The organism is Nitrobacter vulgaris (genome assembly GCF_031453995.1).
GTDB classification, from domain to species: domain Bacteria; phylum Pseudomonadota; class Alphaproteobacteria; order Rhizobiales; family Xanthobacteraceae; genus Nitrobacter; species Nitrobacter vulgaris.
Genome location: NZ_JAVDPZ010000015.1, coordinates 83,939 through 94,998 on the forward strand (window position 1 = coordinate 83,939; position 11,060 = coordinate 94,998).

Sequence of the window (11,060 nt, forward strand, 5' to 3'; positions counted from 1 at the left end):
GCGGACCTCTATAGGGCTCGCAAGAAGACGCAAGGCATGACATAATGTCTAATCCTTCAGTAACGGCAACCATTACCGCCGATGACCGCGCTTCGCCAGCGTTGCGCCAGCTTGTTGAACTGACTCAGCGGCTTGATAAAGCGGCTCGTGCAGCGTTCAACGAAAGCCTTGGCGGCCAAAAATATGCTGATAGCTTTCGGCACGCGAACGCGGCTGCCCTTCAGCACCTTACGACAGTGGAAAAAATCCATAAGGTGCAAACCGCGATAGCCGCAAGCGTGGCGGGCGTCGCTGGCTTCAAGGCCGCTCAGATCGCGAAGCATGCTGTTCTGGATTACATCCCCTACGAGCGGGACGTTCGATATCAGAAGGCGATCCAAGGCTATAGCAATTCCGAAATGGCATTGCTCGAAAAGCAGAGGCTTTATGCGGCCACAGTCTACGGACTCAAGCCTGAGGACACTCTGCACGCCCAACAAGCATTTGTAACCCGGAATTTTAGCGCCGCGATCACCGAGGCTGGGACGAAGCAAGCCATCATTCTTAGCAAGGCGTTGAACGTTCCGGCTGAGCAGGCGGCCAAGATCGTTGAGGGCATGACGTTCGGGCAGGGCATCCACCTGCACAACCGGGCGGACGCCGCGCGGGAGATTGCGCGATCAACTGATACCGCCGCGATAGCTGCGAAGAGCGGCAGCATGACGCCAGAGGATATTTCGCAGTTCGCGAAATTCGGTATCGGTATGTCGACCGCAGCGGGGATCAAGCCCGATCAGGCATTCGCGGCTGCCATGACATTGCGACGTGCGAACGTATCCGGCGACGAGTCAGGCGTCTTTATGCGCCAGATGGCCGCGAGACTCCTTGCGCCGACTAAGCAGGCGTTCGAAGCGTTCGCGCATATGGGAATCGATTATTCCCAATACGCCGCGCAAGGCAACGTCAGTCCAGACGCTATCGACGCATCGCTTCGACGCCGCTATGGCAAGGGTCTATCCGACGCTGGCAAGGCAAGCTTGACTGCCGCGTTCGGCGACGACTCGCGCAACGTGCTGGCCAGCCGCGAAGCCTTCACCGCCGCCGTGCGTGAAGCCGTCGAAGCGGGCGGGGAAAAGCTGTCCCGCACCGATCAAAAGCACCTGATAGATACGTCGCTTCGCCAGTATGACCTCGCGAAGGGCGGCCTGAACGGCAGCGCGCTTTTTGACGCAATCTTGTCGAAGGCCAGCGCGCGAGACTTGCAAGCCATCATCGGCGACAAGCAAGGCGGCCGGGCCGTGATGTTGCTCCAATCGCTCGATCAGTACCACGAGTACCTGGACAAGCTGAGCCATGGCGAGGGCTACGCGCAGAAGATCGCCGAAGAGCGCATGCAGGGCCTTGCGGCGGCAGTCGACCGGCTCAGTAGTTCGCTCGATATCGCCAGCAAGCAAATGGTCGCGGCTAACCAGGGCTGGCTAACCCCGCTTGCGGATGCAGGCGCGAAGCTGGCGGGTTTTGCGGCCGGGCTGTCCGACGCACAGAAACAGACTGTTAGCATCGCGGCCGGTCTCGGTTCGTTGGCCGGTCTCTCAGCCGCAGGCGCTACCGTCGTCTCGGTCATATCCAGCTTCACCGGCTTGGCTGCTAGCGCGAACGTTGCGTCGGCCGCTTTGACGCGTATGGCAGGCGGCAGCGCCGTGGGGACAGCCGCAAGCGCGGCGGGCGGCGTTGCTGGCGCGCGGGCTGCGACGGGTCTTGGTGTGGCCTCGAAGGTGTTGGGATGGGCGGCGGTCGCCACCCTCGTAGGTCCTACGCTTTGGGACCTAACCGGCCAGGAGGCGGCAGGCACCGACAGCACGGGAGGGGGCGGGGCCGCGAATTACCGCCGCCGACTTGCCCGCTTGCGGTCTACCGAGTTCGAAGACCTGATAAACGACAGCGGACCTTTCGACCGCTACCAGCCGAGCACATGGAACGCACGGCGCGGTGCGACCAGCGAGTATCTACGCCAGCTAGGCGTATCGGACGACGGGACTGGCAGCCGTTCAGGCTGGCAGGACTCAACGCGTTCAATCGGGGCGTCGTCAGGTTTCAAAGACGTTTCGGTGAACGGCACGGTCACGGGCAGCGCAGAGTTGCACCAGAGCTTGACCGTCGACGTGCGGCCGACGCCCTATTTTGAAGGCATCGTTCGCCGGGCCGAGAATGTCGCGAGCATGTCGCTTAGCGGGCATCTCGGCACAAGTATGCAAGGTCTTGGCGGTAACGGCGTTAAGCCCGCTCCGGGCGCGCTCACGGCCGTCGCACCATAGGATTGAAGAATGCTTTTTGAACAGAGTTATCGAGAGGTCATGCAGAGCGAAGTTTCTGCGGCCATCGACGATGTATTTGGGGAACGCGTCACTGTGATTCCCGCTAAGCCGCCAGCGGTAAATTTCCAGGCCATCGCGGATCACTCCCGCGCGGTGACGGTCACCGCCGTTTTCACCCAACGCCCGAAAACCACCATCGGGGGCGGTAGTCACGGCGGAAGCAGGGGGAACATACAGGTTAGCCCTCTTATCAGCACAAGCGAGCCGATCTTTTCGTTTGGCTATGGCGTGCTGCCCTGGCCATTGATGCAGGGCTATCAAATCAAGCGCTGCAACGGCGATCTATATGAGGTCACCGACATCAAACCGGATGGAGTCTCTCGCATTGATGTCAACGTCAACTAGATCGGCCGCGAGAGGGCCGTGTAATGACGGGCTTTCATAGTGCGCGCACGGGCGCGCTTGAAGTCGATATGCCGGACGTGCTTGCCGTGGCTTTGGCTCGGCTTCGACTGTGTCGCGTCGACACGCTCGACGTTTTCGTGCTGGCAGACGAACTGCCGGAGTTGATCTTGCCAGCGCTGGCGTGGGTCGCGTCCCGGAAGGCGTACATCCCGCGCGAGTCAGTGCGGGTGCTCGTAAAATATTGCGGGCCGCTTTTCTTAGAGCGTTGCCTTGGGCGGCGACGCGCTCGCGAGTTGATCGCGCGCTATCAGGACGACAAGCAAACTTTGTCCGGTTTGTAATGCGATGTAATGCGATGTAATGCGATAGACATTACAAGAAGTGGCTGTGCCGCAGTCGCTTCTTGAATTTTAGTGCTTGACGAATGTTCGAGGCTGTGAGAACGTTTCACCCTCGAAAGGACAAAACGCCAATACCCGTTAGCGAGTCGACCAGCGAGGGATCACGTCCCGCGCCTCGCGGTCGTGTGTATAGATGCGAGACGGTATTGGAGAAACTACCATGGCTAAGCGACAGGCAAATAAGCAGCGTGAAATCGTCGGCATGTACGAAGTGCTCGACGCTTTAGAAGATGCACTCGACTCAGCATCCCAGGAAAAGCGGAAAGCGCTATCAGATACATTGAATTCCTTCGCCCGAGATTTTCCCGAAGAGTTCTTTTGGGCGGTGGGGCCTCAATCCCCGGCGCTACTCCATCACCTGATGTACGCGATTGACTGCGAACCGGTTGTTTGCCCCGATTGTGCAGGCAAAACGGCGACGGTCGAAACGACGGGCAGGGCGTAAGTTCGGCATTCAATGGTTGGCGAGAAAAGTGGCGTCGACCTTGCACCGGCGTCACTCTCAAGGGGGCACATGATGGGTATCACGATTGCAACACGCCGCTTCACTGACGACCTTGACCTGAATACGACGCTTGTTGACCGCATGGTGCGACGTGGCCGCCGCTTCTATTTGATCGAAGAGCCAGCACGCCCAGGCGAAGCGGCGCGCGAAATACGTTACAAGCGTCGGGAGGTTTTCGAATGGCTGCGCTTGATGCCAGAAGAGATTGAGCGGGCGGTAATCGTCAACGGAACGACTCTTTGAGAACGGGGCGGGCTGGTTACCCACCTGATACATGAGATCGATACCAAGCGGTGATTTTAGGGTCCGAATTCAAAACGCGCCTTAGCCGCAATTGTAGTGCAACGCTGGCTATCTAAGTATGTTTCAATCAACTCGATAGGTTCCTTATCTTTGGGGGTATTTCTCATCCCGTTAAGGTGAAAGCGCCCAGGCCGCCCGCCATAAAGGTCCATCGATTCTGGATACCGACCGTGCACGTAGTACGACAGACTTAGATAAGATTGGGACATGATCTTAGAACTTGGCTTAGGCAGACGATCTTCCGCAAATTCATCAAGGCGTGCTCCTAGCGCATCATGTACGAATGCCTGCTCAAGAGCGATTGCTCGATGCCCTTCTATTCGCCTGTCGTCGGCAAAGAATACATCAAGATACTTTTCGATTTTTGCGATAGGCTCGGAAGATTCAACGCGGCTTAGAAGCACGATGTCGATTTGCGTGCAATATTCCAACATCGTGCGGAGGATGACGCATATCTCTTGTGCAAACCCGGATTCAGCTAGGCATATAGCGGCGTTCAGCGCACTAACAATGCGAGCCGCTCTAACCAAGCAAAAGTGCCGATGGTCGGGATTCAAAAAGCGAAAACCGGCGGCCGTTTCCGTCCGAAAGAATTCAGGTTCTCCCAGGTCGCTTGCAAACTCGTGCACAAATCGCTCTAGCGGAATAACACGAGATCGTAGTTTCTGAATTTCCGCGACGAATGCTCTGCTAGAGAGACGGCCGTCTCTTCGTTCCGACATGATCCCCGCCACCCTGAAATAGCGCTTAAAAAAGTATCCGTGCAGTGTGCCGCGCCCCTCAGAGCGCCGATAGATCGCTCGGCACGTCGCCGAACGCTTTCAACAAAACTGCATCCGAAAATTCACCGCAGCCCGGATCACCACTTCGGCTGAAAGCCACAGCGCCGATATGCCCCTCAGTTCGCGCCATTCGCTCAGCGCTTCGTATCGCAGCATTCGCACTTGTGCATTCGACAGCCTCACGAGGCTCGGGGCCATCGTCGCCAATGCCGAACGGCAATGCCACGTAGTAGGTCACATCGGCCATGATCGTGTCACCTAAAATGACCGGCCGCCATGCAGGCAAATACGATCATTAGCGCCGCAACCCATCCGGCCCGCTGAATGATCTTCCGATCACGCCACGGCAGACGATTGAGGTCCCGTTCGTTTGTCAGTTCGTAATTCTCTTGCGAGCGCCAGCCCATCACTTTCACCCAAGTAGCAATTAAACCGTCCTTACTTCACGCCGCGCAAGTATCCAGCGGATACTTTCGTCGCCAATTCCCATTCCAAAAACTCGTTTGCCAGGATCAGCGCGCGAACCGCGCTTTTCATGTCGCCACCGCAGGCCGCAATCGCTTCGTCCGCCGCCGCTTCCAGTCTGTCGCTTTCAGACTGCGGATACTCTTCAGGCTGAGCGAGCATTGGCAATTTTCCAGCTTGACTGTCTAGGATAACGTTCTCATTTTGTTCTCATGAAGTCAAGCCATCCCCCACGTCGTTTTCCACCGCCTTGGCGTTCAGCACCTCGGTTTCCGCTGACAATCATCTCACGTCAGACGAAGCGCGTCGGATCGTATCCGGATCGGCCGAAGACTTGCCGCAACTTCGCGAGCCAGTTGATATGGGTCGGTTTAGAGCGACCGGGCTAATAGATGCAGTTACCGGGAGGCTGTGAAAAAACGAGCAGAGAAAAGCCAGCGGAATCAATCTATGTAATCCCATAGCGTGACTGTCTCACGTAAAATTGGTTCCGAGGGCTTATTCTTGCTTAAAAATCTTGAATAGCTTTCCCTCAGTTCAAATCCTTGAATCTGTTTTGTAATTCCAAAAACCGAGCAACGAATTTGCAGTGAGCCAAGCGCTGTCACGCTTGCAGCGATTTGGCGGCCGTGCATTCTCAAGAAATCCCCTCCAGGCCGAGTCGGCTCTTCAGATGATTTTTTGTCTGAATGGAGAGCTATGTGATGGACAAACTCGAACTCAACGCTTTGGGGGTTACGCTCCACGCGCAAGGTACGACGGCTATAGTTGCCGCCATTCTCATTGTTGCGCTGGTCGTTCTTAGTCGGCGTTTCAAATAACCTAGGGGGTAAATCGTTGCGCCATGTAGTGCTCGTAACCGTGTTAGCTTTTTCAACCGCTGTCGCCTCCGCCCAAGAGCCAAAAGCCATTAAGACTGTTAAAGTCACACAATCGCTCGACGACACCGCGCTCTACGAAGTGAAGGACGACGGTACAGTGCTGATCGATTGGGCTGAAGTCGAAGCGCTTGCAGCCAGCAAGCAGAACCCCCTGCTATTGCCCCAAGCGCAAGTCATGCTGGCAATTCGCGACGGCAAGTGGAAAGCTATGAATCGTGCAAAGTAAGCAGGGCCTTTGCGCTATGACGCTCGCCTTCTGTCTTGCTTCGCCCGCACTCGCAGAAACAATCACCGGACAGGCCAGTGTCATCGACGGAGACACACTCGAAATCCACGGTCAGCGTATTCGCCTATCTGGCATAGACGCACCCGAGTCCGACCAGCTTTGTCGCGGTGACGACAGCTTGCAATATCGATGTGGGGCCAAATCAGCCAACGAACTGACGACCATATCGCGGGCAGGCCGGTAAGCTGCGAAGGCGTTGGCCGGGATCAGTACGGGCGGGTTGTGGCCATTTGTTCGATTGATGGCGAAGACGTTGCGATGTGGCTTGTACGCAATGGCTTCGCGTTCGATTGGCCGCGATACTCAAAGGGCCGGTATACGGCCGCACAGAAAGAAGCGGAGCGGGTAGGGCGCGGTATATGGGCCGGTAGCTTCGTTGTGCCCTGGGCCTATCGGGCGTGCGTTAATAGCGGCGGGCGGCCTAGCGGGTGTTCGGATGATGCTAACGCTCAATAAGAAGTAAGCGCATTGCTATCGATCTCTTTCAGAGTTCTGTAATTCCGTTGCGAGACACTACCCCGTCTCACAGAGAATATTGCTATGGATGACAAGGTAAAAATACGCTGCCCTGGCTGCACTCGTATTTTCAGAGCGAGCGCCAGTCGCGTCCGCGATGGAGCGGAGGTTAATTGCCTCAACTGCAATAAGCTGATTATTCTGACCAAAGAGACGGAAGACACGTTTCTACGACGGGCGCTCAAAGCCGCACGTGAAATCAGAGCCGCAAAAGACGAGGCGGTTTATAAAACGATATATAGCGGCGTGGCGTCAGCCCCAAAGCGCGAAACGCCTTAAACTCTTCAGGCGTCTGTCGTGCACAACACTCCGATCTGTATTTTTGAGTTAATCGCGTTCACCGCCTCGCGCTTTTCTTCGAACATATGCCAACGAGCATAGACCCCCGTCACGCCTTTAACGTTATGGTTCAATAGCGCTTTAACGAAATCAATCGGCAGCCGCGCCGCCTGCACAATAAACAGCCCATTCCTCCATCAACCGCCGCCGCTTCGCTAACGCGTCCGAACGCCGGTAAGCCGCTTCCGTTTCGTCTGACACGACGTGCGCCAGTGCTTGCTCGCAGACCACTGAAAAGAAGAAGCCCCCAAATCAATGAGGGCCTAAGTTTACCTGACGGGACCGAAGAGGCGAAGCGTCAGGATGAGCGTGCACCGCCAATGTCGTTTCTTCGGCGGCCGTGACGCTTAGGCGAAGAGAAGTGAAGATGCCGCGGGGTGGGAACGGACTTGGGCCGCTCGAATATCCGGCAGTTCGTGAATGATGCCTCGCAGAAGGCAGAGCAAAATGTCTTGCCTTTATAGTGCCGACGCATGAGGCCGAACGCGGATGTATTGCAGAAGTCGCAGGTCTTCTTGATGCGGGGTCGGCGCGTTAATAGGTCCATGAAAAGCCACTCCTTCAGGAGCGGAAGTGCGGGCGGGATTCATAAATTGAGCCCTTCAATATGCTGGGCAGCAAGGCGATATGACCGCGCACTCCAATTACTGAAAGTGCGATTTTCGCATAGTTTTGAGATTAATCTAACAGAACTTCGAACCATAGCGGCAGATGGTTAAATCGCTCGCTCGGTCCGAGACATCAGCCGTGCGCCGCTCGCGCGGGAAGGTCGTCACAACGAAATTGGGGAAATTTCGAGGGGAAGCCCCGCAGCCGTCCTCACACGGTTCGTCCGAACGGGTCTCCCCACAGTTTCCCGAGGGCAAAAAGCTCAAATGGCGAACGCCGCTAAGTATCTGATTTAATTGGCGCGCTCGGAGAGATTCGAACTCCCGACCCTCGGAATTGAAATCCGACTATCTTCTTTGATTTAATTAGATAAAATTGATTTATGTCGCAGATCTGTTGCACATTTTTGGCTAGTGCCGTAAACTAACCTTGAACCAAACATCGCTGTTCGAGGGTTTCAATGTCGATTCGCAAGCGTGCTTGGAAAACCTCGGACGGAACCGTTCGCACGGCGTGGGTCCTCGATTACTTCGACCAACATCGAAAGCGGCGACTGCGAACGTTTGATCGCAAGCAGGATGCGGAGAGGTTTCAGGCGAATACCCGCGTTGAGATCGGCAAGGGCATTCATATCGCCGAGCGGGAATCGATCACGATCAAACAGGCGGGGGATCTGTGGTTGGCCGAATGCAGGGCCGAAAACCTCGAACCGACGACGGTTGAGCAGTACAGCCAACATCTTCGTCTGCACATTGAACCTTTCATGGGAGCGACAAAGCTATCGCAGATCGGTGTCCCGAGAGTCAGTGCGTTCCGAACAACATTGCGAGAGCAAGGCCGATCTGCGGCAATGGTCAAAGGCGTGCTCGGATCGCTTGGTTCTTTGATCTCCGCCGCGCAGGAACGGGGGCAGGCCGCGCACAATCCTGTTCGTGAATTAAGGCGGACCCGGCGAGGCAAACACGGCAAAGCTGTCGAGAAGCGTCATAAGCCGAAGCTACGAGTGGGCGTCGATATTCCCTTGCCGGAGGAGATGCGAGCGCTCGTGGCCAAAGCCAAAGGCCGATGGAAGCCACTCCTGATGACAGCCGTCGTCACAGGATTGCGTGCTTCCGAATTGCGAGGATTACGATGGGAGGACGTTCACCTCGATCTCGAAGGGGAATCGGAAATTCATGTCAATCAGCGCGCCGATAAGTTCCGCCGTATCGGTTCACCGAAGTCAGCGTCCAGCTACCGCACAATTCCGCTGGCAAAGAATGCGGCGAAAGCGCTTGCTGAGTGGAAGCTGATTTGCCCAAGGAAGCGCGAGCATAGCAAGGATGTCGGCAAGCTGTGGCTGGTGTTTCCAAACGGTGCCGGTAACGTCGAATTGTTGGGCAACATTATCAAGCGGGGCTTGATTCCGACGATGATTGCGGCGGGGTTAACCGTTCCGCTGCTCAATGAGCATAAGCGACAGAGGCGCGACAAAGCCGGGAAGCCAATTGTCAAAGCGAAATACACCGGCATGCACGCATTGAGGCACTTTTTTGCGTCGTGGTGCATTAACCGAATAAAAGACGACGGATGTGAATTGCCGCCGAAGGTGGTTCAGGAGCTGCTGGGGCATTCAACAATCGCGATGACAATGGACGTTTACGGTCATCTGTTTCCGCGCAACGACGATAGGGCAGAATTAGAAGCAGCAGCCCAATCGTTGTTCGGAGCATCCTAATGCTTTGCGCCTTAAGCTTAAATAAAAGGAGAGGCAAATGTTAATACCAATCCTTTTGATCGCTTTAGCGGCTGCATTGCCTGTTCGAAAAGATGGTCCGTGCCCCAGCGGCTATTCATCATCGGCAAAGTTCTGCATACCGAGTGCTAACGCAGGAACAGCCGTGCATATCGATCACATGGAAAATTGTCCGTCCGGAATGACGCGATCCGGAAATTACTGCGTCTCGAGGCCCCATCGCTGAAAGGTGATTTTCTCGGCTGATGAGCATTGGAGTAACTCATATGGTCAAACCTTATTACGCAGATTTTGATGGATTGCCCTCGATATCGAACGGGCGTGAGGCTTGGGTGTATGCGGAAGGCCGTGGTTGGTACGAGATCAATGCCGCATCACATGGCATGAACTCGTGGCCAGTTACCAAAGCGGAATTCGACAAGATGTTTCCTGGTACGCCTGAACTTCCACCGGAAGCTTTCACGGAGAAACCGCATCAGGCCGAAGATCAGAAGAAACCCTATTACGCGGACTTCGGCGGACTTCCATCGCGCTTCGTTAAAGGCGAGGCTTGGGCATACACCGAGAGTGCTGGTTGGTATGAGATCAACTCAACCTCACACGGAGCGAATTCATATCCCATAACCAAGGAAGCGTTCGACGAATGCTTCCCCAACACGCCACCGCTGCCTCCTGAAGCCTTCCAGGAAAAGCCACATCCGGTGGAAGATCAGAAGATCCTGGAAAGTCTCCCGCCGGACGAGCGGGAGCCCGTCGAGAGTCCGATGAAGGAGAATCCCGGACTTACAGCCGAAGAGAGGGAACTCGTGCAGAGGCTGATGAAAGACTATCCCGGTCTTACGGCCGAACGAGCGCTCGAGGGACTGAGGGCGGCGGGGATGTAGTTTCGAGACGCGTTCGCGGAACCCGGCCCGTCTCGAGGATGAACCTGCGTCGCCGCCAAGGTGCCAAAAAAGCTGCCCGGTCCACCATAAAAGGCACACTCCGCGACAGTTGCTCGCGTCACGATAGGCATAATGGCAGCTATCTCGCGTGATACGTGCAATATGGCCTTTCTGCCCCAGGAGGCCCCAGGATTGAGTTTCGAAAGGTTGGCCTGCCAAAGGTGGGAGACGGGCAGAAAAAGCATCACAGGCCCGGTAAAGCGGGCAAACGCCGGTCTCAATGGGGCAATCGTTCAGGCTTGACGAGGGCACTCCACGATTGCGATCACGTTGGATGTCTATTCGCGTCTTTTTCCATCGAGTGATGATACGAGCAACGATGCCGCCGTAGACGCGCTGCTGGGGCCTTTTCGCTGGTCAATCTGGTGGGCCTAGGATCTCAGTTATAATTTTCCAATTGCTCTGATAAGGCAGCAAATCCTTGGGCCATACCGCGCAATGGGTCGATTCTGGATTTTTCGGCCGCCGACCGCCCTTGTATCCGCTCAACAAGATAGATTTGTCAACGGCGGAGCAAAACCAAGCCACGGAGGCGGAGTAAAAGCAGGCCAGTCTGGGCGCGGCAGAGGCCGCTCGCGAAGCGCGCTTTTCCCTA

Annotated in this window: 11 protein-coding genes and 1 pseudogene; 9 read left to right on the plus strand and 3 right to left on the minus strand. The window is 55.9% G+C overall.

The window, feature by feature from the left end:
• Positions 1-44: 44 nt before the first annotated feature.
• The 5 genes from GGQ85_RS11250 to GGQ85_RS11270 all read left to right on the plus strand — a co-directional run bounded on the left by GGQ85_RS11250 (position 45) and on the right by GGQ85_RS11270 (position 3,848).
• A complete protein-coding gene (locus GGQ85_RS11250) occupies positions 45-2,294 on the plus strand; it encodes a phage tail tape measure protein (RefSeq protein WP_309774586.1) in 2,250 nt (749 codons plus the stop codon).
• Positions 2,295-2,303: 9 nt separating this feature from the next.
• Positions 2,304-2,699 carry a hypothetical protein gene (locus GGQ85_RS11255; RefSeq protein WP_309774587.1) on the plus strand — a complete coding sequence of 132 codons (396 nt, stop codon included), beginning with the start codon at positions 2,304-2,306 and terminating at the stop codon, positions 2,697-2,699.
• A 23-nt stretch (positions 2,700-2,722) separates the two neighbouring features.
• On the plus strand, positions 2,723-3,040 hold the full coding sequence (locus tag GGQ85_RS11260; protein ID WP_309774588.1) for a hypothetical protein: 318 nt from the start codon (positions 2,723-2,725) through the stop codon (positions 3,038-3,040).
• 220 nt (positions 3,041-3,260) lie between these two features.
• On the plus strand, positions 3,261-3,545 hold the full coding sequence (locus GGQ85_RS11265) for a hypothetical protein (RefSeq protein ID WP_309774589.1): 285 nt from the start codon (positions 3,261-3,263) through the stop codon (positions 3,543-3,545).
• Between the two features lie 72 nt (positions 3,546-3,617).
• On the plus strand, positions 3,618-3,848 hold the full coding sequence (locus GGQ85_RS11270) for a hypothetical protein (protein ID WP_309774590.1): 231 nt from the start codon (positions 3,618-3,620) through the stop codon (positions 3,846-3,848).
• A gap of 56 nt (positions 3,849-3,904) precedes the next feature.
• Here the strand turns inward: GGQ85_RS11270 and GGQ85_RS11275 are convergent, their stop codons facing one another.
• The 3 genes from GGQ85_RS11275 to GGQ85_RS11285 all read right to left on the minus strand — a co-directional run bounded on the left by GGQ85_RS11275 (position 3,905) and on the right by GGQ85_RS11285 (position 5,317).
• Positions 3,905-4,537, minus strand: a complete 633-nt coding sequence (locus GGQ85_RS11275) for a hypothetical protein (RefSeq protein WP_309774591.1) — start codon at positions 4,535-4,537, stop codon at positions 3,905-3,907.
• A 151-nt stretch (positions 4,538-4,688) separates the two neighbouring features.
• A complete protein-coding gene (locus GGQ85_RS11280; RefSeq protein ID WP_309774592.1) occupies positions 4,689-4,937 on the minus strand; it encodes a hypothetical protein in 249 nt (82 codons plus the stop codon).
• Between the two features lie 191 nt (positions 4,938-5,128).
• The gene (locus GGQ85_RS11285) at positions 5,129-5,317 is read right to left on the minus strand and encodes a hypothetical protein (RefSeq protein WP_309774593.1); all 189 of its coding nucleotides are present in this window, start codon (positions 5,315-5,317) and stop codon (positions 5,129-5,131) included.
• Positions 5,318-5,923: 606 nt separating this feature from the next.
• Here GGQ85_RS11285 and GGQ85_RS11290 point away from each other — a divergent pair.
• The 4 genes and pseudogenes from GGQ85_RS11290 (at position 5,924) to GGQ85_RS11310 (ending at position 10,405) form a co-directional block, all read left to right on the plus strand.
• Positions 5,924-6,262 (plus strand): hypothetical protein, encoded by a 339-nt coding sequence (locus GGQ85_RS11290; RefSeq protein ID WP_309774594.1) that lies wholly within the window; start codon positions 5,924-5,926, stop codon positions 6,260-6,262.
• Between the two features lie 16 nt (positions 6,263-6,278).
• Positions 6,279-6,778, plus strand: a pseudogene (locus tag GGQ85_RS11295) (thermonuclease family protein).
• Positions 6,779-8,246: 1,468 nt separating this feature from the next.
• Complete coding sequence (locus GGQ85_RS11305; protein ID WP_309774595.1) at positions 8,247-9,503, plus strand: tyrosine-type recombinase/integrase; 1,257 nt, start codon at positions 8,247-8,249, stop codon at positions 9,501-9,503.
• Positions 9,504-9,787: 284 nt separating this feature from the next.
• The gene (locus tag GGQ85_RS11310) at positions 9,788-10,405 is read left to right on the plus strand and encodes a hypothetical protein (RefSeq protein ID WP_309774596.1); all 618 of its coding nucleotides are present in this window, start codon (positions 9,788-9,790) and stop codon (positions 10,403-10,405) included.
• Positions 10,406-11,060: the final 655 nt, after the last annotated feature.

Bases quoted from the DNA above. Each gene is read 5' to 3' on its own strand.
- GGQ85_RS11250 (WP_309774586.1), top strand. From the start codon at position 45: ATGTCTAATCCTTCAGTAACGGCAACCATTACCGCCGATGACCGCGCT.
- GGQ85_RS11255 (WP_309774587.1), top strand. From the start codon at position 2,304: ATGCTTTTTGAACAGAGTTATCGAGAGGTCATGCAGAGCGAAGTTTCT.
- GGQ85_RS11260 (WP_309774588.1), top strand. From the start codon at position 2,723: ATGACGGGCTTTCATAGTGCGCGCACGGGCGCGCTTGAAGTCGATATG.
- GGQ85_RS11265 (WP_309774589.1), top strand. From the start codon at position 3,261: ATGGCTAAGCGACAGGCAAATAAGCAGCGTGAAATCGTCGGCATGTAC.
- GGQ85_RS11270 (WP_309774590.1), top strand. From the start codon at position 3,618: ATGGGTATCACGATTGCAACACGCCGCTTCACTGACGACCTTGACCTG.
- GGQ85_RS11280 (WP_309774592.1), bottom strand. From the start codon at position 4,937: ATGGCCGATGTGACCTACTACGTGGCATTGCCGTTCGGCATTGGCGAC.
- GGQ85_RS11285 (WP_309774593.1), bottom strand. From the start codon at position 5,317: ATGCTCGCTCAGCCTGAAGAGTATCCGCAGTCTGAAAGCGACAGACTG.
- GGQ85_RS11305 (WP_309774595.1), top strand. From the start codon at position 8,247: ATGTCGATTCGCAAGCGTGCTTGGAAAACCTCGGACGGAACCGTTCGC.
- GGQ85_RS11310 (WP_309774596.1), top strand. From the start codon at position 9,788: ATGGTCAAACCTTATTACGCAGATTTTGATGGATTGCCCTCGATATCG.